The organism is Streptomyces sp. NPDC020845, assembly GCF_044334165.1.
Lineage (GTDB): Bacteria > Actinomycetota > Actinomycetes > Streptomycetales > Streptomycetaceae > Streptomyces.
On record NZ_JBIRSJ010000003.1, the window covers coordinates 207,641 to 233,187 of the forward strand.

Consider the following 25,547-nt stretch of genomic DNA (forward strand, 5'->3'; position numbering starts at 1 on the left):
GCGTCGCATCTTTGCGGTCCCACCAGCTGTAGTCCAGGAGATCCCGCAACCGTGGCATCCACGAACGACCTCAAGAATGGCCTGGTGCTCAAGCTCGACGGGGGCCAGCTCTGGTCCGTCGTCGAGTTCCAGCACGTCAAGCCCGGCAAGGGCCCTGCTTTCGTCCGCACCAAGCTCAAGAACGTGCTGTCCGGCAAGGTGGTCGACAAGACCTTCAACGCCGGCGTGAAGGTCGAGACGGCCAATGTCGACAAGCGCGGCATGCAGTTCTCGTACAAGGACGGCGAGAGCTTCGTGTTCATGGACATGGACACCTTCGACCAGATCTACATCAGCCCCGAGGTCGTCGGCGACAACGCCCGATACCTGCTCGAGGGTTTCGAGGCCGTCGTGGCGATGTACGAGGGCAACCCGCTGTACATCGAGCTGCCGGCCGCCGTCGAGCTGGTGATCGAGTACACCGAGCCCGGCGTCCAGGGCGACCGCTCCACCGGCGGCACCAAGCCCGCCAAGCTGGAGACCGGCTACGAGATCGGCGTCCCGCTCTTCATCACCACCGGTGAGAAGATCAAGGTCGACACCCGCTCCGGTGAGTACCTCGGCCGGGTGAACAGCTAACCGTGGCCGCCCGCAACAAGGCCCGTAAGCGTGCCTTCCAGATCCTTTTCGAGGCCGATCAGCGTGGCACCTCCGTGCAGACGGTCCTCGCGGACTGGATCCGGCACGCCCGGACCGACGACCGGCAGCCGCCGGTCAGCGAATACACGATGCAGCTCGTCGAGGGGTACGCCCAGTACACGGCCCGGATCGACGAGCTGATCTCCACCTACGCGGTGGGCTGGACGCTGGACCGGATGCCGGTCGTCGACCGGAACATCCTGCGGCTCGGCGCCTACGAGCTGGTGTGGGAGGACGAGACTCCGGACGCCGTCGTGATCGACGAGGCGGTGCAGCTCGCCAAGGAGTTCTCCACCGATGACTCGCCGGCCTTTGTCAATGGGCTTCTCGGCCGTTTCAAGGAGCTGAAGCCGAGCCTGCGACGGGTCAGCGAGTGAGCCGAAGGGGCGCGACCCTGTCGAAAGGGAGAGCGCGCGGAGGCCCTGAGGAACGAAGGGCCGAGCACGGTCGACCGTCGACAGGGCTAAGGCGCCCCGGAGGCGAACCGAGCCATAAGAGGGGCACAGCAGTCCACTAGGGAAGCCTGAGCGCTCCGAGCTTTACGCGCACAAAGCCGCAGGGGGCGGTGGAACCTTTCGGTCCCACCGCCCCCTGCGGCACGTTTCTGCTGGTCACTATCGCTTTTTCTGGTGACTCCCAAAGAGGCCGCGCGCGGCGTCAGACGTCCTCGTGCTGGACGGCCCGGCGCGCATCCGCGCCCAGCACACCCCAGCTGATCAGCTGCTCGGTCAGCACCGAAGGCGACTGGTCGTAGATCACGGCGAGGGTGCGCAAGTCGTCCTGGCGGATCGACAGCACCTTGCCGTTGTAATCCCCGCGCTGGCTCTGGATCGTGGCGGCATACCGCTGCAGCGGCCCCGCCTTCTCGACCGGCACATGGGCCAGCCGCTCAAGGTCCAGCACCAGCTTCGGCGGCGGCTCGGCGGCCCCGGCCGGGCTGGTGCCCGGAAGCAGCTCCTGGACCGGGACGCCGTAGAAGTCGGCCAACTCGGCGAGGCGCTGCACGGTCACGGCACGGTCCCCGCGCTCGTACGAGCCGACCACGACGGCCTTCCAGCGGCCCTGGGACTTCTCCTCGACACCATGAAGGGAGAGGCCCTGCTGGGTGCGGATGGCACGGAGCTTGGCTCCGAGCTGTTTGGCGTATTCGCTGGACATAAAGCTCCCCGGACGAAGACTGGTAACTCACTGTGAGGTTACGCAGCGTAATCTCCATTCGTCAAGCCGAACGGAGCGCAGGGGGCCTCGGCCAGGGGCGATGCCGGACCGGCCCGCCGTCCCTGCTACTGTGAATGGCGCAATTCCGACGTCCTTTAAGGTCCGTCCCGTGAGGCGGAGAAGGAGGTCCGTTTCGTATGGACGCACGTACTACGGACGCGGCGCGCTCTGTGCTCGAGGCACCGGACATCGCCCGCGTTCTGACCCGCATCGCCCACGAGATCGTCGAGCGCGCCAAGGGCGCCGACGACGTGGTGCTCCTCGGCATCCCGACCCGCGGTGTGCACCTCGCCCGGCGGCTGGCCACACGGCTCGAGGAGATCACCGGCAGGGCGCCCGGCCAGGTGCCGGTCGGTTCGCTCGACATCACCATGTACCGCGACGACCTGCGGCTGCGCCCGGCTCGCGCGCTCGCCCGCACCGACATCCCCGGCGACGGCATCGACGGCCGTCTGGTGGTGCTGGTCGACGACGTGCTCTTCTCGGGCCGCACCATCCGCGCCGCGCTCGACGCCCTGGGCGATATCGGCCGGCCGCGCGCCGTGCAGCTCGCGGTCCTGGTGGATCGCGGCCACCGCGAGCTGCCGATCCGCGCCGACTACGTCGGCAAGAACCTCCCCACGTCGCTGCGGGAGACGGTCAAGGTCCAGCTCACCGAGGAGGACGGCCGCGACAGCGTGCTCCTCGGGGTGCGCGGGACCGCCCCCGCGGACGGGCAGTAGCCCGGACGGAGCCGTCACGGCACGGAACCACGGCCCACGGAACCACGGCCCACGGAACCGCGGAACCACGGCCGCCCACGGACTGGACCGGAGCCCCGGTGACCGCCGCGGGCCCGGTGCACCGGCCACGACGACGCCCCCGCGCCCCGCCTGCCCGCCGCACGCCTGAACATCTCCCTCACCCACGGAGCAACCGGATGAAGCGCCACCTCATCTCGGCCGCCGATCTCACGCGCGACGACGCCGTCCTGATCCTCGACACCGCCGAGGAGCTGGCCCGTATCGCCGACCGGCCGATCAAGAAACTGCCGACCCTGCGCGGCCGCACCGTCGTCAACCTCTTCTTCGAGGACTCCACCCGCACCCGTATCTCGTTCGAGGCGGCCGCCAAGCGGCTGTCCGCGGACGTCATCAACTTCTCCGCCAAGGGCTCCTCGGTCTCCAAGGGCGAGTCCCTGAAGGACACCGCGCTCACCCTGGAGGCGATGGGCGCCGACGCCGTCGTCATCCGCCACCACGACTCCGGCGCCCCGCACCGGCTGGCCACCTCCGGCTGGATCGGCGGCTCGGTCGTCAACGCCGGGGACGGCACCCATGAGCACCCCACCCAGGCGCTGCTGGACGCCTTCACCATGCGTCGCCATCTGACCTCGGGCACCGGGCAGGACCTGGCGGGCCGCCGGATCACGATCGTCGGTGACGTCCTCCACAGCCGGGTCGCCCGCTCCAACGTCCATCTGCTGTCCACGCTGGGCGCCGAGGTGACCCTGGTCGCCCCGCCGACCCTGGTGCCCTTCGCGGTCGAGAGCTGGCCGTGCGAGGTCTCGTACGACCTCGATGCGGTCGTCGGCAAGTCCGACGCCGTGATGATGCTGCGGGTCCAGCGCGAGCGTATGCACGCCGCCTTCTTCCCCACCGAGCGCGAGTACGCGCGCCGCTACGGTCTTGACGGCGACCGGATGGCCCGTATGCCCGAGCACGCCATCGTCATGCACCCCGGCCCGATGAACCGTGGCATGGAGATCACCGCCGAGGTCGCGGACTCCGACCGCTGCACCGCAGTCGAGCAGGTCGCCAACGGTGTCTCGATCCGCATGGCCGTCCTGTATCTGCTGCTCGGCGGGAACGAGCCCGCCGTCACCACGTCCCGCACCGCCACCGAGGAGAGCAAGTAACCATGAGCGACACCCACAAGACCCTCCTGCGCGGTGCGAAGGTCCTCGGTGGCGAGCCGCGGGACGTGCTGATCGAGGGCGAGCGGATCGCCTCCGTCGGCACCGGCATCGACGCGGGCGACGCGACCGTGATCGACGCCACGGGACAGATCCTGCTGCCCGGCCTCGTCGACCTCCACACCCATCTGCGCGAGCCCGGCCGCGAGGACTCCGAGACCGTCCACACCGGCACCCGCGCGGCCGCCGCGGGCGGCTACACCGCCGTCCACGCCATGGCCAACACCTTCCCGGTCGCCGACACCGCGGGCGTCGTCGAGCAGGTGTGGCGGCTGGGCAAGGAGTCCGGCTACTGCGATGTGCAGCCCGTCGGCGCCGTCACCGTCGGCCTGGAGGGCAAGAAGCTCGCCGAGCTGGGCGCCATGAACGACTCCGCCGCGGGCGTGCGGGTCTTCTCCGACGACGGCAAGTGTGTGGACGACGCCGTGATCATGCGCCGCGCCCTGGAGTATGTGAAGGCGTTCGACGGCGTCATCGCCCAGCACGCCCAGGAGCCGCGGCTGACCGAGGGCGCCCAGATGAACGAGGGCGTGGTCTCCGCCGAGCTCGGGCTCGGCGGCTGGCCGGCCGTCGCCGAGGAGTCGATCATCGCCCGCGATGTGCTGCTCGCCGCGCACGTCGGCTCCCGGGTGCACATCTGCCATCTGTCCACCGCGGGCTCGGTCGAGATCGTCCGCTGGGCCAAGTCCAAGGGGTGGAACGTCACCGCCGAGGTCACCCCGCACCACCTGCTGCTCACCGACGAGCTCGTACGCTCCTACAACCCCGTCTACAAGGTGAACCCGCCGCTGCGCACCGAGGCCGACGTCATGGCGCTGCGCGAGGCGCTGGCCGACGGCACCATCGACTGCGTCGCCACCGACCACGCCCCGCATCCGCACGAGGACAAGGACTGCGAGTGGGGCGCGGCGGCCATGGGCATGGTCGGCCTGGAGACCGCGCTCTCCGTCGTCCAGCACACCATGGTCGACACCGGCCTGCTGGACTGGGCGGGCGTCGCCGACCGGATGTCGCACCGCCCCTCGGCCATCGGCCGCCTTGCCGGCCACGGGCGCCCCATCGCCCCCGGGGAGCCCGCCAACCTCACCCTGCTCGACTCCGCATACCGTGGTGTGGTGAACCCCGCGGGCTTCGCCTCCCGCAGCCGCAACACCCCCTACGAGGGCCGTGAACTGCCGGGCCGAGTGACGTACACCTTCCTGCGGGGCCGGGCGACGGTCGTGGACGGGAAACTGGCGTGACACCTCTGAGCAGTCTGAGCAACCTGGCACATCCGGCGGCGGGCCACCTGGTGGGCCTGGCGGCCGAGCAGAAGTCGCAGGACGTGACGGACTGGGCCGCGCGCGTCGGCTGGGTCGTGGGCCTGCTGCTCGTCATCGCGCTCGTCTACTGGCTGATGCGCGAGGGCTGGAAGTGGCGGGGCACGCTCCAGGGCGATCTGCCCGAGCTGCCCCAGGCCCCGGACCCGGCCGAGCTCGGGCACGTCCGGCTGCACCTCTCCGGCCGCTACCACGGCTCGACCACCGCCGGGCAGTGGCTCGACCGGATCGTCGCCCGGGGACTCGGCACCCGCAGCCGTGCCGAGCTCACCCTGACCGAGCAGGGCCTCGCCGTCGTACGGCCCGGGGCAAGCGACTTCTTCATCCCGGCCGCGGGCCTGCGCGGCGCCCGGCTCGACAAGGGCATCGCCGGCAAGGTCCTCACCGAGGGCGGCCTGCTGGTGATCACCTGGCAGCTGGGCGACCGCCTGATCGACTCCGGCTTCCGCTCCGATCACGCGGCCGAGCACACCGCGTGGGTGGACGCCCTCACCGAACTCTCCGGACTCTCCGGCGGCCCCAGCGACGCGGCCGCCCCCTCGCACGACACGGAAGGCGCACGATGACCACCTCCAACAGGGGGGCCAAGAGCCCCGCAGTCCTCGTCCTGGAGGACGGCCGCACCTTCCGCGGCCGGGCCTACGGCGCCGTGGGGGAGACCTTCGGCGAGGCGGTGTTCTCCACCGGTATGACCGGCTACCAGGAGACCCTGACCGACCCCTCGTACCACCGCCAGGTCGTCGTCATGACCGCCCCGCACGTCGGCAACACCGGCGTCAACGACGAGGACCCCGAGTCGAAGCGGATCTGGGTCTCGGGCTATGTGGTCCGCGACCCCGCCCGGGTGCCCTCCAACTGGCGCTCCCGCCGCTCCCTGGACGAGGAGCTGGCGGCCCAGGGCGTGGTCGGCATCAGCGGTATCGACACCCGCGCCCTCACCCGCCATCTGCGCGAGCGCGGCGCCATGCGCGTCGGCATCTTCTCCGGAGAGGCGGTGGCGGACGAGGCCGGGCTGCTGGCCAAGGTGCGGGCCGTGCCGCAGATGAAGGGCGCGGACCTGAGCGGCGAGGTCGCCACCACGGAGCGTTATGTCGTCCCCGCGATCGGTACCAAGCGGTTCACCGTCGCCGCGGTCGACCTCGGCATCAAGGGCATGACCCCGCACCGGATGGCCGAGCGCGGCATCGAGGTGCACGTGCTGCCCGCGACCGCCACGGTTGAAGACGTCTACGCCGCGGGCCCGGACGGGGTGTTCTTCTCCAACGGCCCGGGCGACCCGGCCACCGCAGACCACCCGGTCTCCGTGATGCGCGCGGTCCTGGAGCGCGGCACCCCGCTGTTCGGCATCTGCTTCGGCAACCAGATCCTCGGCCGCGCACTCGGCTTCGGCACGTACAAGCTGAAGTACGGCCACCGCGGCATCAACCAGCCGGTGCAGGACCGCACCACCGGCAAGGTCGAGGTGACCGCGCACAACCACGGCTTCGCCGTCGACGCCCCGCTGGACGGGCCCTCCGACACCCCCTACGGGCGGGTCGTGGTCTCGCATGTGTGCCTCAACGACAACGTGGTCGAGGGCCTTCAGCTGCTCGACCGCCCCGCGTTCAGCGTCCAGTACCACCCCGAGGCCGCCGCGGGCCCGCACGACGCGGCCTACCTGTTCGACCGCTTTGTCTCCCTGATGGAGGGCCAGCGTGCCTAAGCGCACCGACATCCAGTCCGTTCTGGTCATCGGCTCCGGCCCGATCGTCATCGGCCAGGCCGCCGAGTTCGACTACTCCGGCACCCAAGCCTGCCGCGTCCTCAAGGCGGAGGGGCTGCGGGTCGTCCTGGTCAACTCCAACCCGGCCACGATCATGACCGACCCGGAGATCGCCGACGCGACGTACGTCGAGCCGATCACCCCGGAGTTCGTCGAGAAGATCATCGCCAAGGAGCGCCCCGACGCCCTGCTGCCCACCCTCGGCGGGCAGACCGCGCTCAACACCGCGATCTCCCTGCACGAGGCGGGCACGCTCGAGAAGTACGGCGTCGAGCTGATCGGCGCCAACGTCGAGGCCATCCACAAGGGTGAGGACCGCGACCTCTTCAAGGACGTCGTCGAGGCCGTCCGCACCAAGATCGGCCACGGCGAGTCCGCCCGCTCGGTCATCTGCCACTCCATGGACGACGTCCTCGCCGGTGTCGACCAGCTCGGCGGTTACCCCGTCGTCGTACGCCCCTCCTTCACCATGGGCGGCGCCGGCTCCGGCTTCGCCCACGACGAGGACGAGCTGCGCCGCATCGCCGGCCAGGGCCTCACGCTCTCCCCGACCACCGAGGTGCTCCTGGAGGAGTCCATCCTCGGCTGGAAGGAGTACGAGCTGGAGCTGATGCGCGACAAGCACGACAACGTCGTGGTCGTCTGCTCCATCGAGAACTTCGACCCGATGGGCGTGCACACCGGCGACTCGATCACCGTCGCGCCCGCGATGACGCTCACCGACCGCGAGTACCAGGTGCTGCGCGACATCGGCATCGCCGTCATCCGCGAGGTCGGCGTCGACACCGGCGGCTGCAACATCCAGTTCGCGGTCAACCCCGACGACGGCCGGGTCATCGTCATCGAGATGAACCCGCGCGTCTCGCGCTCCTCGGCCCTGGCGTCCAAGGCGACCGGCTTCCCGATCGCCAAGATCGCGGCCAAGCTCGCCGTCGGCTACACCCTCGACGAGATCCCGAACGACATCACGCAGGAGACCCCGGCCTCGTTCGAGCCGACGCTCGACTATGTGGTCGTCAAGGCCCCGCGGTTCGCCTTCGAGAAGTTCCCGAGCGCCGACTCCACCCTCACCACCACCATGAAGTCGGTCGGCGAGGCCATGGCGATCGGCCGTAACTTCACCGAGGCGCTGCAGAAGGCGCTGCGCTCGCTGGAGAAGAAGGGCAGCCAGTTCTCGTTCGTCGGCGAGCCCGGCGACAAGGCCGCCCTGCTGGAAGAGGCCCGGCGCCCGACCGACGGCCGGATCAACACGGTCATGCGGGCCATCCGGGCCGGGGCCACGCCGGACGAGGTCTTCGAGGCCACGAAGATCGACCCGTGGTTCGTCGACCAGCTCTTCCTGATCAAGGAGATCGCCGACGAGCTCGCGGCCGCCGAGAAGCTGGAGCCGGAGCTGCTGGCCGAGGCCAAGCGGCACGGCTTCTCCGACGCCCAGATCGCGGCCATCCGCTCGCTGCGCGAGGACGTGGTCCGCGAGGTACGGCATGCGCTGGGGGTGCGCCCCGTCTACAAGACCGTGGACACCTGCGCCGCCGAGTTCGCCGCCAGGACCCCGTACTTCTACTCCTCCTACGACGAGGAGTCCGAGGTCGCGCCGCGCGAGAAGCCGGCCGTGATCATCCTGGGCTCGGGCCCCAACCGGATCGGCCAGGGCATCGAGTTCGACTACTCCTGTGTGCACGCCTCCTTCGCGCTGCACGACGCGGGCTACGAGACCGTCATGGTCAACTGCAACCCGGAGACCGTCTCCACCGACTACGACACCTCCGACCGGCTCTACTTCGAGCCGCTGACCCTGGAGGACGTGCTGGAGATCGTCCACGCCGAGCAGCAGGCGGGCCCGGTCGCGGGCGTCATCGTCCAGCTCGGCGGCCAGACCCCGCTGGGCCTGGCCCAGGCGCTCAAGGACAACGGCGTGCCTGTCGTCGGCACCTCGCCCGAGGCGATCAACCTCGCCGAGGAGCGCGGCGCCTTCGGCCGGGTGCTGACCGAGGCCGGGCTGCCCGCGCCCAAGTACGGCACCGCCTTCTCCTTCGCGGAGGCCAAGGGCATCGCCGCCGAGATCGGCTACCCGGTCATGGTCCGCCCCTCGTACGTGCTGGGCGGCCGCGGCATGGAGATCGTCTACGACGAGCCGTCCCTGGCCGCCTACCTGGAGCGGCACGCCGGGCTGATCTCCGAGCACCCGGTCCTCATCGACCGCTTCCTCGACGACGCCATCGAGATCGACGTGGACGCGCTCTACGACGGCCACGAGCTCTACCTCGGCGGTGTCATGGAGCACATCGAGGAGGCCGGTATCCACTCCGGCGACTCGGCCTGTGCGCTGCCCCCGATCACCCTCGGCGGCTTCGACATCAAGCGGCTGCGGTCCTCCACCGAGGCCATCGCGCGCGGCGTCGGGGTGCGCGGGCTGATCAACATCCAGTTCGCCATGGCCGGGGACATCCTGTACGTCCTGGAGGCGAACCCGCGCGCCTCCCGTACGGTCCCCTTCACCTCCAAGGCCACCGCCGTGCCGCTCGCCAAGGCCGCCGCCCGTATCTCGCTGGGCGCGACCATCGCCGAGCTGCGCGCCGAGGGCCTGCTGCCGAGCAGCGGCGACGGCGGCACGCTCCCGCTGGACGCGCCGATCTCCGTCAAGGAGGCCGTGATGCCGTGGAGCCGGTTCCGCGACGCCTCGGGGCGCGGCGTGGACACCGTCCTCGGCCCGGAGATGCGCTCCACCGGCGAGGTCATGGGCATCGACTCGGTCTTCGGCGCGGCGTACGCCAAGTCGCAGGCCGGGGCGTACGGGGCGCTGCCCACCAAGGGCCGGGCGTTCGTGTCCGTCGCCAACCGGGACAAGCGCTCGATGATCTTCCCGGCCCGTGAGCTGGTCGCCCTCGGCTTCGAGCTGCTGGCCACCTCCGGCACCGCCGAGGTCCTCAAGCGCAACGGCATCAACGCGACCGTGGTGCGCAAGCAGAGCGAGGGCGAGGGGCCGAACGGCGAGAAGACCATCGTCCAGCTCATCCACGACGGCGAGGTCGACCTGATCGTCAACACGCCGTACGGCACCGGCGGCCGGCTGGACGGCTACGACATCCGTACGGCGGCCGTGGCCCGCTCCGTCCCCTGCCTGACCACGGTCCAGGCCCTCGCGGCCGCCGTCCAGGGCATCGAGGCGCTGGGCCGGGGCGAGGTCGGCGTCCGGTCCCTGCAAGAGCACGCGGAGCATTTGACCGCGGCCCGCGCGCAGTAGCGGAGGGGGCGCCGGGGCACACGCCCCGGCGCCCGCTGCTCCGTGTCCGCCCCTGGCCCGCACCGCCTTGGCCCTCACCGTCGCAGAAAGCCCGCCATGTACCAGCTCTTCTTCCGTCTCGTCTTCCGCCATATGGACCCGGAGCGGGCACACCACCTGGCCTTCGGCTGGATCCGGCTGGCCGCCCGCGTCCCGGTCCTGCGGACCTTCGTCGCGGCCCTCCTCGCGCCGCGCCACCGGGCGCTGCGCACCGAGGCGTTCGGCCTGCGCATGCACGGGCCCTTTGGGCTCGCGGCCGGATTCGACAAGAACGCCGTCGGTATCGACGGCATGGCCATGCTCGGCTTCGACCATGTCGAGATCGGCACCGTCACCGCCCAGCCGCAGCCCGGCAACCCCAAGAAGCGGCTCTTCCGCCTGGTCGCGGACCGGGCGCTGATCAACCGGATGGGCTTCAACAACGAGGGCTCGGCGGTGGTGGCCGCCCGCCTCGCGGCCCGCCGCGCCGGCCGCCCCGCGTTCCGGACCACGGTCGGCGTCAACATCGGCAAGACCAAGGTCGTCCCTGAGGCGGAAGCCGTCGCCGACTATGTGACGTCCACCGAGCGGCTGGCGGGCCACGCCGACTACCTCGTCGTCAACGTCTCCTCGCCCAACACCCCCGGGCTGCGCAACCTCCAGGCCGTGGACCAGCTGCGGCCCCTGCTGAGCGCCGTACGCGAGGCCGCGGACCGCACCGTCCCCGGCCGCCGGGTGCCGCTTCTGGTCAAGATCGCGCCCGATCTCGCCGACGAGGACGTGGACGCCGTCGCCGACCTCGCGGTCGAACTGGGCCTGGACGGCATCATCGCCACCAACACCACCATCGCCCGCGACGGCCTCGCCTCGGGACCGGAGCTCACCGCCGAGACCGGCGGTCTGTCGGGGGCGCCTCTGAGAGCCCGCTCCCTGGAGGTGCTGCGCCGCCTGTACGCCCGGGTCGGCGACCGGATCACCCTGGTGGGAGTGGGCGGGATCGAGACCGCCGACGACGCCTGGGAGCGGATCCTGGCCGGGGCCACGCTGGTCCAGGGCTACAGCGGCTTCATCTACGCGGGCCCGTTCTGGAGCCGCCACATCCACCGCGGCCTCGCGGCCCGCCTCGCGGCAAGCCCGTACGCCACGCTCGCCGACGCGATCGGCGCGGACGCGCCGGAGCCGACGGCGTAGCGGCTTCCCCGCCCATCCCGCCCTTGGGGCTCCGCCCCAGACCCCGCCGGGGGCGGCCCCGGCCCTTCGGCCCCGGGTCGCCCGGGGGCCTGGGGGCGTGCCCCCAGGATCGGGAAGGGGCGGGGAGGGGACACCACCCACCGGTCAGCAGCCCAGAACCCCCAAGGAGACCCCCGTGACCGACACCGCCGAACCCTTCGGTGCGCGCCTGCGCGGCGCCATGGACGCCCGCGGCCCGCTCTGCGTCGGCATCGACCCGCACGCCTCGCTGCTCGCCGACTGGGGGCTCGGGGACGACATCGCGGGCCTGGAGCGGTTCACCCGTACGGTTGTCGACGCCCTCGCCGACAAGGTCGCGGTCCTCAAGCCGCAATCCGCGTTCTTCGAGCGCTTCGGCTCGCGCGGTATCGCGGTGCTGGAGCGGGCCGTCGCGGACGCCCGGGCCGCGGGCGCGCTGGTGCTGATGGACGCCAAGCGCGGCGACATCGGCTCCACGATGGCCGCGTACGCCTCGGCGTACCTGGACCCCGGCAGCCCGCTGTTCTCGGACGCGGTCACCGTCAGCCCGTATCTGGGGTTCGGCTCGCTGCGCCCGGCGCTGGACGCGGCGCGGGCGAGCGGGTCGGGGGTGTTCGTGCTGGCGCTGACCTCCAACCCGGAGGGCGCCGAGGTGCAGCACGCCGTACGGGCCGACGGGGCGACGGTCGCCGCCACGGTGCTGGATCACCTCAAGGCGGAGAACGCGGAGGAGGCCCGCGCGGGCCTCCTCGGCTCGTACGGCGCGGTCGTCGGGGCGACGCTGGGGGGCGCGGCGGGGGAGGCCGGGGCGGATCTGGCCATCGGCGGCCCGCTGCTGGCTCCGGGCATCGGCGCCCAGGGCGCGACGCCCGCGGACCTTCCGGGGGTCTTCGGCGCGGCGGTGCGGAATGTGGTCCCGAGCGTCAGCCGGGGGGTGCTCCGGCACGGTCCGGACCCGGCTTCGCTGGCGTCGGCGGCGCTCCGATTGGCTGATCAAGTGCGCGCGGTGGCCGAATAAGCGGGTTATTTTGCCCCTAAATGTCCAAGTCGAGCGAGTCTGACCAGGACTTTTCGTCTGTTCTCGCTGACTGGAGCGGGATGGGCCGCTAGTCTCCGACCAGAGCCAACGTGCAGCTGCGTTGCGCGTTGCTCCCCAGGTGAGGGGCGACTAGGTTCCTCACCGGTCCGTATCCGACAAGTTCGACATCCGAGGTGACGTAGGCGTGGCTCTTCCGCCCCTTACCCCTGAACAGCGCGCAGCCGCGCTCGAAAAGGCCGCCGCGGCTCGCCGGGAGCGCGCCGAGGTCAAGAATCGGCTCAAGCACTCCGGCGCTTCCCTGCACGAGGTCATCAAGCAGGGCCAGGAGAACGATGTCATCGGCAAGATGAAGGTGTCCGCTCTCCTGGAGTCCCTGCCTGGCGTCGGCAAGGTCCGCGCCAAGCAGATCATGGAGCGGCTCGGCATTTCCGAGAGCCGTCGTGTCCGCGGTCTGGGCTCCAACCAGATCGCATCGCTTGAGCGTGAGTTCGGCGGCGCCGCCGGCTGACGTTTCCAGGCACTCCGGGGAACCTGGATAATCGCTGCATGGCAGCACACTCCCGCGGGGCGACCCCCGTACCCCCGGACGCACGTCCGCGGCTGACCGTGCTCTCCGGCCCTTCCGGGGTCGGCAAGAGCACGGTCGTCGCTCATATGCGCAAGGCACACCCTGAGGTGTGGCTCTCGGTCTCGGCCACCACCCGCAAGCCGCGCCCCGGCGAGCGCCACGGTGTTCAGTACTTCTTCGTGGACGACGGGGAATTCGACAAGCTCATCGCCAACGGTGAGCTGCTGGAGTGGGCCGAGTTCGCGGGCAACCGCTACGGCACCCCGCGCGAGGCGGTCCAGGACCGCCTCGCCGCGGGTGAGCCGGTGCTGCTGGAGATCGATCTGCAGGGCGCCCGTCAGGTCCGCGACTCCATGCCGGAGGCGCAGCTGGTCTTCCTCGCTCCGCCGAGCTGGGAGGAGCTGGTGCGCCGGCTCACCGGCCGGGGGACCGAGCCGCCCGAGGTGATCGAGCGGAGGCTGGAGGCCGCCAAGACCGAGCTGGCCGCCGAGCCCGAGTTCGATACGACCCTGGTCAATACCTCCGTCGAGGGCGTGGCGCAAGAGCTGCTAACCTTGATGCGAGTCGTTTGATCTTCACTGGTTTCCATCGCGCCGGTCTCGGTCGAAGCGCCGGTCGCCATGGAACAAGCGGTGAACGAATGCCGATCGAATACTGATCGACGTACTGATCGAATTTCTTGTCTCTTCATCACCCGTTCGGAAGGCAGAGAGTGTCCTCTCCCATCACCGCGCCCGAGGGCATCATCAACCCGCCGATTGATGAGCTGCTCGAGGCCACCGACTCCAAGTACAGCCTGGTGATCTACGCGGCCAAGCGTGCCCGCCAGATCAACGCGTACTACTCGCAGCTCGGCGAGGGCCTGCTCGAGTACGTCGGCCCGCTGGTGGACACCCACGTCCACGAGAAGCCGCTGTCGATCGCGCTCCGCGAGATCAACGCAGGCCTGCTGACCTCCGAGGCCATCGAGGCCCCGGCTCAGTAGCCCGACGCAGTAGTCGGAACTCCGACCACGGGCCCGGCGGCATGGCCGCCGGGCCCGTGGTGTGTCATGGGTACGTACATGACGGGGCAGCGCGCGACGCGGCGCGCGGAGAGGCGAGCGATGGACAAGCCGAAGGTCGTCCTGGGGGTGAGCGGCGGGATCGCCGCCTACAAGGCGTGCGAGCTGCTGCGCCGCCTCACCGAATCCGGCCATGAGGTACGGGTCGTACCGACCGACTCCGCGCTGCACTTCGTCGGGGCGGCGACCTGGTCGGCCCTGTCCGGCAACCCCGTCACCACCGAGGTCTGGGAGTCGGTCCACGAGGTCCCGCACGTACGCATCGGCCAGTCCGCCGACCTCGTCGTGGTCGCCCCCGCCACCGCCGACCTGCTCGCCAAGGCCGCCCACGGCCTCGCCGACGACCTGCTCACCAACACCCTGCTCACCGCCCGATGTCCGGTCGTCTTCGCGCCCGCCATGCACACCGAGATGTGGGAGCACCCGGCCACCCAGGAGAACGTCGCCACGCTGCGCCGCCGCGGGGCCGTCGTCATCGAGCCCGCCGTCGGGCGGCTGACCGGCGTGGACACCGGCAAGGGGCGGCTGCCCGAGCCGGGCGAGATCTTCGAGGTCTGCCGCCGGGTGATCGCCCGCGGCACCGAGGAGCGCCGCCTCGACCTGGCCGGACGCCATGTCGTGGTGAGCGCCGGCGGCACCCGTGAGCCCCTGGACCCGGTGCGCTTCCTCGGCAACCGCTCCACCGGCAAGCAGGGGTACGCCCTCGCCCGGGCCGCCGTCGCCCGCGGCGCCCGGGTGACCTTGGTCTCGGCCAACAGCGAGCTACCCGACCCGGCCGGCACCGATGTGGTGCGGGTGGGCACCGCGGTGCAGCTGCGCGAGGCGGTGGTCAAGGCCGCCGCGGACGCCGACGCCGTGGTGATGGCCGCGGCCGTCGCCGACTTCCGGCCCGCGACCTACGCCGAGGGAAAGATCAAGAAGCGGGACGGACACGAGCCCGACCCGATCGTCCTGGTCCGCAACCCGGACGTGCTCGCCGAGATCTCCGCCGACCGCGCCCGCCCCGGCCAGGTCATCGTGGGCTTCGCCGCCGAAACCGACGACGTGCTCGCCAACGGACGCGCCAAGCTCGCCCGCAAGGGCTGTGACCTGCTGGTCGTCAACGAGGTGGGGGAGCACAAGACCTTCGGCTCGGAGGCCAACGAGGCCGTCGTCCTCGCGGCCGACGGCACCGAGACGCCGGTGCCGTACGGGCCCAAGGAGGTCCTTGCCGACACGGTCTGGGACCTGGTCGCCCGCCGCCTCGCCTGATCGGGGCGCTGCCCGGCAGACGTCGGGCCCCGCTTTCGGTCACCATCGGGCCAACGGAGGGAATGACACTTTCCTGCCTCCCTGACAAGGCTGATTTTCCGGTCAGAGAGAGGTATGTTCCACGTCACGGCCTGCCCGTCCCTTGGGACGGGGATGCTCGACCGGTGACCGCGCCGGATAAACTGGCCGAGGAACCGCACCGAGCGCAGCTCTCGGGCGGTCCCAACCATGATCAGCCAGCAGCCGCTGCAACCCCAGGGAGCGATGTGTCCCGCCGCCTGTTCACCTCGGAATCTGTCACCGAGGGTCATCCCGACAAGATCGCTGACCAGATCAGCGACACCATCCTCGACGCGCTGTTGAAGGAGGACCCGACCTCCCGGGTCGCCGTCGAGACACTGATCACCACGGGCCTGGTGCATGTGGCCGGTGAGGTGACGACCAAGGCGTACGCACCGATCGCCACGCTCGTGCGCAACAAGATCCTCGAGATCGGCTACGACTCGTCGAAGAAGGGCTTCGACGGAGCCTCGTGCGGCGTCTCGGTGTCCATCGGCTCCCAGTCCCCGGACATCGCGCAGGGTGTCGACGCGGCGTACGAGGCCCGGGTCGAGGGCGATGACGACGAGCTGGACAAGCAGGGCGCGGGCGACCAGGGCCTGATGTTCGGCTTCGCCTGCGACGAGACCCCCGAGCTGATGCCGCTCCCGATCAACCTGGCCCACCGGCTCTCCCGCCGGCTGTCCGAGGTGCGCAAGAACGGGACCATCCCCTACCTGCGTCCGGACGGCAAGACGCAGGTCACCATCGAGTACGACGGCAACAAGCCGGTCCGCCTGGACACCGTGGTCGTCTCCTCGCAGCACGCCTCCGACATCGACCTCGACTCGCTGCTGGCACCGGACATCCGGGAGTTCGTGGTCGAGCACGTCCTGAACGGGCTCGTCGAGGACGGCATCAAGCTGGACACCGAGGGCTACCGCCTGCTGGTCAACCCCACCGGACGGTTCGAGATCGGCGGCCCCATGGGCGACGCCGGCCTCACCGGCCGGAAGATCATCATCGACACCTACGGCGGCATGGCCCGCCACGGCGGCGGCGCCTTCTCCGGCAAGGACCCGTCCAAGGTCGACCGCTCCGCGGCGTACGCGATGCGCTGGGTCGCCAAGAACGTCGTCGCGGCCGGCCTGGCCGCGCGCTGCGAGGTCCAGGTCGCCTACGCGATCGGCAAGGCCGAGCCGGTCGGCCTGTTCGTCGAGACCTTCGGCACGGCCACGGTCGACCCCGAGAAGATCGAGCAGGCCATCTCCGAGGTCTTCGACCTCCGTCCGGCCGCGATCATCCGCGATCTGGACCTGCTGCGCCCGATCTACGCCGAGACGGCCGCGTACGGCCACTTCGGCCGGGAGCTGGAGGACTTCACCTGGGAGCGCACCGACCGCGTGGACGCGCTCCGCACGGCCGTGGGTCTGTAAGGCCCCCTGTACTGAATCGGACACCGGCCCGGGCGCCCTGTGGGGACGCTCGGGCCGGTGTCCGTGTCGTCTGCTAAGACTGAAGCTGTGAGCAGCGACAACGGGCGGCCGGAGCCCGCGGCGGGGGAGCCGGGCGGGGAGCAGCTTGCGCTCATTCGGGAGAGCGTGCGCAAGGCCAAGGCGCCGAAGGCCAAGCCGCGGACGTGGCGGGGGGCCGCGCTGGCGCGGGAGCTGCCGGTCGCCAAGGTGCTGGTGGACAAGGGCCCGGTGCACCTGGACAAGCTGTGGGACTACGCGGTGCCCGCCGAGATGGACGCCGAGGCCAAACCGGGTGTGCGGGTGCGGGTCCGGTTCGGGGCCGGTACGGGGAAGGTGCGCGAGGGGCGCCGGGAGGGCGGGGGGCTGCTCGACGGGTACATCGTCGAGCGGGTCGCCGAATCCGACTACCGGGGGCCGCTGGCGGCCGTCGCGCAGGTGGTCTCGCCCGAGCCGGTGCTGGGGCCCGGGCTGCTCGCGCTGTGCCGGGCGGTCGCCGACCGGTACGCGGGATCGCTCGCGGACGTACTCCAGCTGGCCGTGCCCAAGCGGAACGTACGGGCCGAGGGCGAGCCGTCCCCGCCGCCGCTGCCGCCGCCGGGGCCCCCCGCGGCCGGGAGCTGGGAGCGCTATCCGGCCGGGCCCGGGTTTCTGGACGCGCTCGCGGGCGGCGGGACGCCGCGGGCGGTGTGGACCGCGCTGCCCGGACCGCACTGGCCGCGCGAATGGGCCGTCGCGGTGGCCGCCACCCTCGCCTCGGGGCGCGGTGCGCTCGTCGTCGTCCCCGACGGGCGGACGGCCGCGCGGGTCGACGCGGCGCTCACCGAAGTGCTCGGCGGGGCGGGGCGGCATGTGCTGCTCACCGCTGACCTCGGGCCCGAGGAGCGCTACCGGCGGTGGCTGGCCGTCAGCCGGGGCTCGGTGCGGGCCGTGGTGGGCACCAGGGCGGCCATGTTCGCACCCGTGAGGGGCCTGGGCCTGGTCGGGATCTGGGACGACGGCGACCACAGCCACAGCGACGACCACGCGCCGCATCCGCACGCCCGCGACGTCCTGCTGCTGCGCGCCGTCCACGAGCGGACGGGCTTTCTGCTGGGCGACCTCGGCCGCACCGTGGAGGCCGCCCAGCTCGTCGAGAACGGCTGGGCCAGGCCCCTGGAGGCCGACCGCGAGCAGGTCCGGGCCGCGGCCCCGCTGATCCGTACGGTCGACGAGGGCGAGGTGGCCCGGGACGCCGAGGCGCGCGCCGCCCGGCTGCCCACGCTCGCCTGGCAGACCGTACGGGACGCGCTGACCCGGGGCCCGGTGCTGGTGCAGGTGCCGCGCCGCGGCTACGTACCCCGGCTGGCCTGCGAGCGCTGCCGAGCGCCCGCCCGCTGCGCGCACTGCGCCGGGCCGCTGGAGGCCCGGGACGCGGACCGGCTGGCGTGCGGCTGGTGCGGCCGGGCCGAGACCTCCTGGCACTGCGCCGAGTGCGGGGGCGTGCGGCTGCGGGCGCGGATCGTCGGCGCCCGGCGCACCGCCGAAGAGCTGGGCCGGGCCTTCCCGGCCGTGCCGGTACGGACGTCCGGGCGCGACCATGTGCTGGACCGGGTGCCGGACCGTCCCGCGCTCGTCGTCAGCACCCCGGGCGCCGAACCGGTCGCCGACGGCGGATACGCGGCGGCGCTGCTGCTCGACGGCTGGGCCCTGCTCGGCCGCCCCGACCTGCGGGCGGGCGAGGAGGCGCTGCGCCGCTGGCTGGACGCGGCGGCGCTGGTACGCGGCCAGGGGGACGGCGGACTTGTCGTGGTGACGGCCGAGCCGACGCAGCGGCCGGTGCAGGCCCTGGTGCGCTGGGACCCGGCAGGTTACGCGGCGCGGGAGCTGGCCGAGCGGGCCCAGCTGGGCTTTCCGCCGGTCTCCCGGATGGCCTCGGTCGCCGGCCCCGCCGAGGCGGTGGCCGAACTGATCGCCGCGGCCCGGCTGCCGGAGGGCACCGAGACCCTGGGCCCGGTCCCGCTGCCCCTGACGGAGCCGGGCCGCCCCCGCCGCCCCGGTCAGCCGCCGCCGGGGGAGGAGTGGCAGCGGGCGCTGCTGCGGGTACGCCCCGGACAGGGCAGCGCGCTCGCGGACGCGGTCAAGGCGGCGAAGGCGGAGCGGCTGGCCCGGGGCGAGAAGGATCCGGCGGTGCGGATCGATCCGTTCGACATCGGCTGAGTGCTGAGTCGGGCTTCGGATGCGTCGGGCCTTGGACGCGCCGGGCTCCGGCCGGTGCGCCAGCTCAACTGCCGTGCTTGCTCAGCCAGTTGCGCCCGTTCAGCCGTTGCGCGGGTTGGGGAGCGCACCCGGGCGGGGCTCCTCGCGCAGCGCCGGGGCGGGCTGCGGCGGCATCGAGCGCGCCGCGGGCACCGACGGCACGGCTCCTGGCTCCGCCGTACGCACCGGCGGCGCCTCGGCCCCCTCGGCGGCGGCGTTCTGCGCGGCGGCCCGGCGCGCCCCGTAACGGCGGTGCACCGCCTGCTTGGTGACGCCGAGTGCCGAGCCCACCGCGTCCCAGGAGAAGCCGAGCGAGCGGTCGAAGTCCACGGCGGCCGTGACCAGCGTCTCGACGCTGTCCCGCAGTTCCTGGGCCAGGCGCACGGTGGGGGCCGGGGCGCGCCCGTAGACGACGAAGCCCGCGGACGGGCCCGTGCGCCGTGGACGGTAGACATTGCCGAGCTGGGCGGTGAGCGTGCGCAGCGCGTCCACCTGCCGGCGGACCCGCTCGATGTCCCGGACCAGGAGGTGCAGGCTGGCCCGTGCCTGGGCGTCGTGGGTTGCGTGGTCGGCCATGAACAAGCCTCTCGAATCCGGCGTTGGTACTCGAAGACAGTTGGTACTCGAAGACAGCAGACGGGAAGTCGGAAACGCGTCGGGCCGCCGCAGCGGCCCGACGCGGTCAATCTGCCTTGACTGCCTTGACCAACGCGACACCCGCCCGTCGGGTCACGGTCCGGGGGCGTGCGCCACCGCTTTCGTACGCCCCCCGGAGCGCGGCGCCTAGACTGGTGCGCTGTTCCCGCTGCGCGTGAGAGGTAGTTCGCCACCCATGAGGCTCGTCTTCGCCGGTACTCCCGAGGTCGCCCTGCCCGCCCTGGACGCGCTGATCGCGTCCGACCGGCATGAGGTGGTGGCCGTCGTCACCCGGCCGGACGCACCGGCCGGGCGCGGTCGGCGGCTGGTGGCAAGCCCGGTCGCCGAGCGGGCGGCGGAGGCGGGGATCGAGGTGCTGAAGCCGGCCAAGCCGCGCGATCCGGAGTTCCTGGACCGGCTCCGCGAGATCGCGCCGGACTGCTGCCCGGTGGTCGCGTACGGCGCGCTGCTGCCCAAGGCGGCGCTGGAGATTCCCGCGCACGGATGGGTCAATCTGCACTTCTCGCTGCTGCCCGCCTGGCGCGGCGCGGCGCCCGTGCAGCACGCGGTGCTGGCGGGCGACGAGGTGACCGGCGCGTCGACCTTCCTGATCGAGGAGGGCCTGGACTCCGGCCCGGTGTACGGGGTGGTGACGGAGGACGTACGGCCCACGGACACCAGCGGCGATCTGCTGACACGGCTGTCCCTGGCCGGGGCCGGGCTGCTGGCCGCCACCATGGACGGCATCGAGGACGGCTCCTTGCGCGCCGAGCCGCAGCCCGCCGAGGGCGTCTCGCTCGCCCCGAAGATCAACGTCGAGGACGCCGAGATCGACTGGACCGCGCCCGCGCTGCGCGTCGACCGGCTGGTGCGGGGCTGCGCCCCCGCGCCGGGGGCGTGGACCGCCTTCCGCGGTGAGCGGCTGAAGGTGAACGCGGCGGCGCTGGTGACGGACCGTACGGACCTGGCGCCCGGCGAGCTCGCCGTCACCAAGAAGGCCGTATACGTGGGCACGGGCAGCCACGCGGTGGAGCTGACGTGGGTGCGGCCGCAGGGCAAGCGACCGATGCCCGGGGCCGACTGGGCGCGCGGGGTGCGGATCGCCCAGGGTGAGCGGCTGGGCGGGTAGCGACCTTTCTCCCGTCCGTCCCGCGCCTCCGGGCGCGGGACGGAGCCAGTCGAGTTTGACCTCAACAAAGGTTCAAGTCTTACGGTCCTGAGGTGTGCCGCCGGTCCGGAAGAGCCGCGATCCAGGGACGGCACCCCGAGACCGACGGAGGTGCGCGATGGACATGGAAGCCACCGCCATGCATTCGCTCTACCGGACCGCGATGGCCAACGACGACAAACGTCCGTTCTCCCGCGAAACCCTGCGGCGTATCGGCGGCTTCGCCCGCCCCCACCGCCGCCGCCTCGCCTTCTTCCTGGTCAGCAGCGTCGTCACGGCCGTGCTCGCGGTCGCCACCCCGCTGCTCGCCGGCCGGGTCGTCGACGCGATCGTGCACCGCTCGGGCCAGGGCACCGTCCTCGGTCTCGCGGCGCTCATCGCCGTCATCGCGGTCGCCGAGGCCGCGCTGGGGCTGCTCACCCGCTGGCTGTCGGCGAACATCGGCGAAGGGCTCATCCTCGACCTGCGCACCGCCGTGTACGACCACGTACAGCGCCTGCCCATCGCGTTCTTCACCCGCACCCGCACCGGCGCCCTGGTCAGCCGGCTCAACAACGATGTGATCGGCGCGCAGCGGGCGTTCAGCGACACCCTCTCCGGGGTGGTCGGCAATCTGGTGACGCTGCTGCTCACGCTCGCGGTGATGTTCGGCATCTCCTGGCAGATCACCCTGCTCGCACTGGTGCTCCTGCCGATGTTCCTGCTGCCCGCCCGGCGCGTCGGCGGCAAGCTGGCGCGGCTGCGGCGCGAGGCGGCGGACCACAACGCCACCATGGGCACCCAGATGACCGAGCGCTTCTCCGCGCCCGGCGCCACCCTCGTCAAGCTCTTCGGCCGGCCGGACGAGGAGTCCGCCGAGTTCGCGGCGCGGGCCCGGCGGGTGCGCGACATCGGGGTGCGCACCGCGATGGTGCAGACCTCCTTCGTCACCGCCCTGACCCTCGTCTCAGCCCTGGCCCTCGCCCTCGTCTACGGCCTCGGCGGCTACTACGCGCTGCGCGACCAGCTGGACCCCGGCGCGGTCGTCGCCCTCGCGCTGCTGCTCACCCGCCTCTACGCGCCGCTGACCGCCCTGGCCGGCGCCCGGGTGGAGGTGATGAGCGCCCTGGTCAGCTTTGAGCGGGTCTTCGAGGTGCTGGACCTCGAGCCGCTGATCGCCGAGAAGCCGGACGCCCGGCCGGTGCCCGAGGGGCCGGTGGCGGTGGAGTTCGACCGGGTGGACTTCGGCTACCCCTCGGCGGACAAGGTCTCCCTCGCCTCCCTGGAAGAGGTCGCGACCCTGGACACCCGTGGCGGGGAGCAGGTGCTGCACTCGGTGTCCTTCCGCGCCGAACCGGGCCAGATGGTGGCGCTGGTGGGCTCCTCGGGCGCCGGGAAGTCGACCATCGCGCAGCTGCTGCCCCGGCTCTACGACGCCGACGGCGGCGCCGTACGGCTGTCGGACGTGGACGTACGCGATCTGACGGCCGAGTCGATCCGCCGGACGCTCGGCATGGTCACCCAGGACGGCCACCTCTTCCACGACTCGATCCGCGCCAACCTGTTGCTGGCCCGGCCCGAGGCGACGGAGGACGAGCTGTGGGAGGTGCTGCGCCGGGCCCGCCTCGACGGGCTGATCGCGGCCCTGCCCGACGGCCTGGACACCGTGGTCGGCGAGCGCGGCTACCGGCTCTCCGGCGGCGAGCGCCAGCGGCTGACCATCGCCCGGCTGCTGCTGGCCCGCCCCCGCGTGGTGATCCTCGACGAGGCCACCGCCCATCTGGACTCCACCTCCGAGGCGGCCGTCCAGGAGGCGCTTGCCGAGGCGCTGGACGGGCGCACCGCCGTGGTCATCGCCCACCGGCTGTCCACCGTACGGGCCGCGGACCTCATCCTGGTCGTCGAGGACGGGCGGATCGTGGAGCGCGGCACGCACACCGCGCTGCTCGCGGCCGGCGGGCGCTACGAGGAGCTGTACCGCACCCAGTTCGAGCAGCCGTCGGCGCTGAGCGAGGCGGCGCTGAGCGAGTCGGCCCTGACTGAGGCGGCGCTCGTCGAGGGCCCGGCCCAAGCGGCCAAGGGCGCCTGAACTGCGGTCGGCCGCTGGCGAGTGAGCCGAAGGGGCGCGGTCGCTGTCGAAAGGGAGAGCGCGCGGAGGCCCTGAGGTACGAAGGGCCGAGCACGGTCGACCGTCGGCAGGGGCTGAAGCGCCCCGGAGGCGAACCGAGCCTTTAAAAGGGGGCGCCGTAGGCTGGGACTCTCAGAGCCCCATCCCTCCCCGGAGCACATTTCCCGTGAGTCCCCAGCCCGGCCGTCCCCGCCGCAGCGCCCCCGCTAAGCCCTACCGGCGCCCGAAGAAGGACCCCGTACGGATCCTCGCCTTCGAGGCGCTGCGGGCCGTCGACGAACGCGACGCGTACGCGAATCTCGTCCTGCCGCCGCTGCTGCGCAAGGCCCGCCAGGACAGCACCGAGGCCAAGCCCTTCGACGCGCGGGACGCCGCGCTGGCCACCGAGTTGGTCTACGGCACGCTGCGCCGCCAGGGCACCTACGACGCGATCATCGCCGAATGCGTGGACCGGCCGCTGCGCGAGGTGGACCCGCCCGTACTGGACGTGCTCAGCCTCGGCGCGCATCAGCTGCTCGGCACCCGTATCCCCACCCACGCCGCCGTCTCGGCGAGCGTCGAGCTGGCGCGGGTGGTGCTCGGCGACGGGCGGGCGAAGTTCGTCAACGCCGTGCTGCGCAAGGTCGCGGCCAATGACCTCGACGGCTGGCTGGAGAAGGTCGCCCCGCCGTACGACGAGGACCCCGAGGAGCATCTGGCCGTCGTCCACTCCCATCCGCGGTGGATCGTCTCCGCCCTGTGGGACGCCCTGGGCGGCGGCAGCGCCGGGGTCGAGGACCTGCTGGAGGCCGACAACGAACGGCCCGAGGTCACCCTCGTCGCCCGGCCGGGCCGGAGCACGACCGAGGAGCTGATGGCGGCGGTCGGCGAGGGCTCCGCGCTGCCGGGCCGCTGGTCCCCGTACGCCGTGCGGCTCGCCGAGGGCGGCGAGCCGGGGGCGCTGGACGCGGTCCGCGAGGCGCGCGCGGGGGTGCAGGACGAGGGCAGCCAGCTGGTCGCCCTCGCGTTGGCGAACGCGCCGCTCACCGGGGCGGACGAGCGCTGGCTGGACGGCTGCGCGGGCCCCGGCGGCAAGGCCGCGCTGCTCGGCGCGCTGGCCGCGGAGCGGGGCGCGGCGCTGCTCGCCTCGGAGAAGCAGCCGCACCGGGCGGGCCTGGTCGAGCGGGCGCTGGCGGGCAACCCCGGCCCGTACCAGGTGATCGCGGCGGACGGCACCCGGCCGCCGTGGCGCCCCGGCACCTTCGACCGGGTCCTGGTGGACGTGCCCTGCACCGGGCTCGGCGCCCTGCGCCGCCGCCCCGAGGCGCGCTGGCGGCGCAGTCCCGAGGACCTGGCCGGTTTCGCGCCGCTGCAGCGGGAGCTGCTGCGGCAGGCGCTGAGCGCGGTGCGCGTGGGCGGCGTGGTCGGCTACGCGACCTGCTCGCCGCACCTCGCCGAGACGCGGGCCGTGGTCGACGACGTCCTCAAGGGCCGCGGCGGCCCCGCGCCCGCCGCCGAGTGGATCGACGCCCGGCCGCTGATGCCCGGGGTGCCCGAGCTCGGGGACGGCCCGGATGTGCAGCTGTGGCCGCATCGGCACGGCACGGACGCGATGTATCTGGCGCTGCTGCGGCGTACGGACTGACGGGACCCCGGGACATCGGGACCGCACCTGGGCGCGGAGTTCGCCTAGGTGCGGAGGTCCCGGTGCACCGCGCGGGCGACGGCCTCGACGGTGGCGACTCCGGTGGCCATGGTGCGGTTGTCCCGGGTCAGCACGGTGATGGTGTAGCTGGGGCCGTTGCCCGTGAAGACACCGATGCTGTGCACTCGCCAGCCATGCGTGGCGCGGGACAGCCAGCCGTTCTTCACATGGCTCTGCACGGTGTTCGGGGCGCCTGCCGGGGTGCCCCAGCGCTGGGAGGGCACCACCTTGCCCATCAGATCGAGGACGTACGCGCGGGCGCCGTCGCTCAGCACCGGGTTCGGGTTGGTCACCAGGTCCAGGAGCCTCATCTCGTCGCGCGCGGTGATCTGGGTCAGGCCCCAGTGGTTGTCGGCGCCGGGCACGGTCCGGGACATCCCGGCGGCCCGGAGGAACGCCGCCACCTTGTCGGCGCCCAGCTGCCGCCACAGCGTGCTGGTGGCGGCGTTGTCCGACTTGGTGATCATGGCGGTGGCCAGCTCGGCCTCCCGCTCGGTGAGCTGCCGGTGCCGCTTGTCCGCGTCCCATAGCAAGGTGGCCAGGACGGTCACCTTGACCACGCTCGCGGAGTCGAAGGCCCGGTTCCCGCGCAGGGTGCAGACCGTGTGGGTGGCGGGGTCGCGCAGGGCGATCGCGACCGCCTCGGGCCGGCCGCGCAGCGCCGTCGCGATGTCCGTGGAGAGCCTGGTGGCCAGCCCCGGCCGGGCGGAGGTGCACACCGGCCGCCAGGCACCGGCGGCCGTGGCGGTCCCGCTCCCGGCGGTTGGTGTCACCAGCAGTCCCGCCGCCAGGGCCACGGACAGGACGCCCTGGACCAGCCGGGAGCGGTCCGGTGTCGTGGAGATTCGGTGTCGCGTCATGTGTGCGTGATCACCCGGGT

Annotated in this window: 22 protein-coding genes; 19 read left to right on the forward strand and 3 right to left on the reverse strand. The window is 72.2% G+C overall.

Translation table 11 applies throughout. The annotated features are described in order from the left end of the window. Window positions 1-51 precede the first annotated feature (51 nt). Complete coding sequence (gene efp / locus ACH4U7_RS08245; RefSeq protein WP_398527174.1) at window positions 52-618, forward strand: elongation factor P; 567 nt, start codon at window positions 52-54, stop codon at window positions 616-618. A gap of 2 nt (window positions 619-620) precedes the next feature. Continuing rightward, a complete protein-coding gene (gene nusB, locus ACH4U7_RS08250; RefSeq protein WP_398527175.1) occupies window positions 621-1,055 on the forward strand; it encodes a transcription antitermination factor NusB in 435 nt (144 codons plus the stop codon). A 280-nt stretch (window positions 1,056-1,335) separates the two neighbouring features. Here nusB and bldD read toward each other — a convergent pair whose 3' ends face one another. Next, entirely contained in the window at window positions 1,336-1,836 is a 501-nt protein-coding gene (bldD, locus tag ACH4U7_RS08255; protein WP_014056259.1) for a transcriptional regulator BldD, read from the reverse strand. A 197-nt stretch (window positions 1,837-2,033) separates the two neighbouring features. Here bldD and pyrR point away from each other — a divergent pair, with 197 nt between their 5' ends. The 14 genes from pyrR to ACH4U7_RS08325 all read left to right on the forward strand — a co-directional run bounded on the left by pyrR (window position 2,034) and on the right by ACH4U7_RS08325 (window position 19,033). Next, complete coding sequence (pyrR, locus tag ACH4U7_RS08260) at window positions 2,034-2,618, forward strand: bifunctional pyr operon transcriptional regulator/uracil phosphoribosyltransferase PyrR (RefSeq protein ID WP_086859573.1); 585 nt, start codon at window positions 2,034-2,036, stop codon at window positions 2,616-2,618. 197 nt (window positions 2,619-2,815) lie between these two features. After that, window positions 2,816-3,793, forward strand: coding sequence for an aspartate carbamoyltransferase catalytic subunit (locus ACH4U7_RS08265; protein ID WP_385622304.1), 978 nt, complete (start codon window positions 2,816-2,818; stop codon window positions 3,791-3,793). A gap of 2 nt (window positions 3,794-3,795) precedes the next feature. Next, a complete protein-coding gene (locus ACH4U7_RS08270; RefSeq protein WP_014174962.1) occupies window positions 3,796-5,091 on the forward strand; it encodes a dihydroorotase in 1,296 nt (431 codons plus the stop codon). Beyond that, complete coding sequence (locus tag ACH4U7_RS08275) at window positions 5,088-5,735, forward strand: hypothetical protein (RefSeq protein ID WP_398527176.1); 648 nt, start codon at window positions 5,088-5,090, stop codon at window positions 5,733-5,735. The genes ACH4U7_RS08270 and ACH4U7_RS08275 overlap by 4 nt, the downstream gene beginning before the upstream one ends. Then, window positions 5,732-6,871, forward strand: a complete 1,140-nt coding sequence (gene carA, locus ACH4U7_RS08280; protein ID WP_398527177.1) for a glutamine-hydrolyzing carbamoyl-phosphate synthase small subunit — start codon at window positions 5,732-5,734, stop codon at window positions 6,869-6,871. Before ACH4U7_RS08275 ends, carA begins: the two co-directional genes overlap by 4 nt. Further along, a complete protein-coding gene (gene carB, locus ACH4U7_RS08285; RefSeq protein WP_398527178.1) occupies window positions 6,864-10,175 on the forward strand; it encodes a carbamoyl-phosphate synthase large subunit in 3,312 nt (1,103 codons plus the stop codon). The genes carA and carB overlap by 8 nt, the downstream gene beginning before the upstream one ends. A 96-nt stretch (window positions 10,176-10,271) precedes the next feature. Next, a complete protein-coding gene (locus ACH4U7_RS08290) occupies window positions 10,272-11,384 on the forward strand; it encodes a quinone-dependent dihydroorotate dehydrogenase (protein WP_398527179.1) in 1,113 nt (370 codons plus the stop codon). A 175-nt stretch (window positions 11,385-11,559) separates the two neighbouring features. After that, window positions 11,560-12,420 carry an orotidine-5'-phosphate decarboxylase gene (pyrF, locus tag ACH4U7_RS08295; RefSeq protein WP_398527180.1) on the forward strand — a complete coding sequence of 287 codons (861 nt, stop codon included), beginning with the start codon at window positions 11,560-11,562 and terminating at the stop codon, window positions 12,418-12,420. A gap of 205 nt (window positions 12,421-12,625) precedes the next feature. Beyond that, on the forward strand, window positions 12,626-12,949 hold the full coding sequence (locus tag ACH4U7_RS08300; RefSeq protein ID WP_009713618.1) for an integration host factor: 324 nt from the start codon (window positions 12,626-12,628) through the stop codon (window positions 12,947-12,949). A 38-nt stretch (window positions 12,950-12,987) separates the two neighbouring features. Next, a complete protein-coding gene (gene gmk / locus ACH4U7_RS08305; protein ID WP_398527181.1) occupies window positions 12,988-13,581 on the forward strand; it encodes a guanylate kinase in 594 nt (197 codons plus the stop codon). Between the two features lie 140 nt (window positions 13,582-13,721). Continuing rightward, window positions 13,722-13,994, forward strand: a complete 273-nt coding sequence (rpoZ, locus tag ACH4U7_RS08310; protein WP_014174956.1) for a DNA-directed RNA polymerase subunit omega — start codon at window positions 13,722-13,724, stop codon at window positions 13,992-13,994. A gap of 120 nt (window positions 13,995-14,114) precedes the next feature. Further along, entirely contained in the window at window positions 14,115-15,323 is a 1,209-nt protein-coding gene (coaBC, locus tag ACH4U7_RS08315; protein ID WP_398527182.1) for a bifunctional phosphopantothenoylcysteine decarboxylase/phosphopantothenate--cysteine ligase CoaBC, read from the forward strand. Between the two features lie 266 nt (window positions 15,324-15,589). Next, window positions 15,590-16,798: a methionine adenosyltransferase gene (gene metK, locus ACH4U7_RS08320; RefSeq protein ID WP_385622329.1), complete on the forward strand. Its 1,209-nt coding sequence runs from the start codon at window positions 15,590-15,592 to the stop codon at window positions 16,796-16,798. Between the two features lie 87 nt (window positions 16,799-16,885). Next, on the forward strand, window positions 16,886-19,033 hold the full coding sequence (locus tag ACH4U7_RS08325; protein ID WP_398527183.1) for a primosomal protein N': 2,148 nt from the start codon (window positions 16,886-16,888) through the stop codon (window positions 19,031-19,033). 99 nt (window positions 19,034-19,132) lie between these two features. On the opposite strand, the gene ACH4U7_RS08330 is transcribed toward ACH4U7_RS08325, so the two are convergent. Continuing rightward, a complete protein-coding gene (locus ACH4U7_RS08330) occupies window positions 19,133-19,648 on the reverse strand; it encodes a hypothetical protein (protein WP_398527184.1) in 516 nt (171 codons plus the stop codon). 256 nt (window positions 19,649-19,904) lie between these two features. On the opposite strand from ACH4U7_RS08330, the gene fmt reads away from it, so the two are divergent. The 3 genes from fmt to ACH4U7_RS08345 all read left to right on the forward strand — a co-directional run bounded on the left by fmt (window position 19,905) and on the right by ACH4U7_RS08345 (window position 24,607). After that, entirely contained in the window at window positions 19,905-20,837 is a 933-nt protein-coding gene (gene fmt / locus ACH4U7_RS08335) for a methionyl-tRNA formyltransferase (protein ID WP_398527185.1), read from the forward strand. A gap of 157 nt (window positions 20,838-20,994) precedes the next feature. Then, a complete protein-coding gene (locus ACH4U7_RS08340; protein WP_398527186.1) occupies window positions 20,995-22,944 on the forward strand; it encodes an ABC transporter ATP-binding protein in 1,950 nt (649 codons plus the stop codon). A gap of 205 nt (window positions 22,945-23,149) precedes the next feature. Then, window positions 23,150-24,607, forward strand: coding sequence for an RsmB/NOP family class I SAM-dependent RNA methyltransferase (locus ACH4U7_RS08345; protein ID WP_398527187.1), 1,458 nt, complete (start codon window positions 23,150-23,152; stop codon window positions 24,605-24,607). Window positions 24,608-24,651: 44 nt separating this feature from the next. On the opposite strand, the gene ACH4U7_RS08350 is transcribed toward ACH4U7_RS08345, so the two are convergent. After that, window positions 24,652-25,527: a serine hydrolase gene (locus tag ACH4U7_RS08350; protein ID WP_398527188.1), complete on the reverse strand. Its 876-nt coding sequence runs from the start codon at window positions 25,525-25,527 to the stop codon at window positions 24,652-24,654. Window positions 25,528-25,547 lie beyond the last annotated feature (20 nt).

Bases quoted from the DNA above. Each gene is read 5' to 3' on its own strand.
- bldD (WP_014056259.1), bottom strand. From the start codon at position 1,836: ATGTCCAGCGAATACGCCAAACAGCTCGGAGCCAAGCTCCGTGCCATC.
- pyrR (WP_086859573.1), top strand. From the start codon at position 2,034: ATGGACGCACGTACTACGGACGCGGCGCGCTCTGTGCTCGAGGCACCG.
- ACH4U7_RS08265 (WP_385622304.1), top strand. From the start codon at position 2,816: ATGAAGCGCCACCTCATCTCGGCCGCCGATCTCACGCGCGACGACGCC.
- ACH4U7_RS08270 (WP_014174962.1), top strand. From the start codon at position 3,796: ATGAGCGACACCCACAAGACCCTCCTGCGCGGTGCGAAGGTCCTCGGT.
- carA (WP_398527177.1), top strand. From the start codon at position 5,732: ATGACCACCTCCAACAGGGGGGCCAAGAGCCCCGCAGTCCTCGTCCTG.
- ACH4U7_RS08290 (WP_398527179.1), top strand. From the start codon at position 10,272: ATGTACCAGCTCTTCTTCCGTCTCGTCTTCCGCCATATGGACCCGGAG.
- gmk (WP_398527181.1), top strand. From the start codon at position 12,988: ATGGCAGCACACTCCCGCGGGGCGACCCCCGTACCCCCGGACGCACGT.
- coaBC (WP_398527182.1), top strand. From the start codon at position 14,115: ATGGACAAGCCGAAGGTCGTCCTGGGGGTGAGCGGCGGGATCGCCGCC.
- ACH4U7_RS08330 (WP_398527184.1), bottom strand. From the start codon at position 19,648: ATGGCCGACCACGCAACCCACGACGCCCAGGCACGGGCCAGCCTGCAC.
- fmt (WP_398527185.1), top strand. From the start codon at position 19,905: ATGAGGCTCGTCTTCGCCGGTACTCCCGAGGTCGCCCTGCCCGCCCTG.
- ACH4U7_RS08340 (WP_398527186.1), top strand. From the start codon at position 20,995: ATGGACATGGAAGCCACCGCCATGCATTCGCTCTACCGGACCGCGATG.
- ACH4U7_RS08350 (WP_398527188.1), bottom strand. From the start codon at position 25,527: ATGACGCGACACCGAATCTCCACGACACCGGACCGCTCCCGGCTGGTC.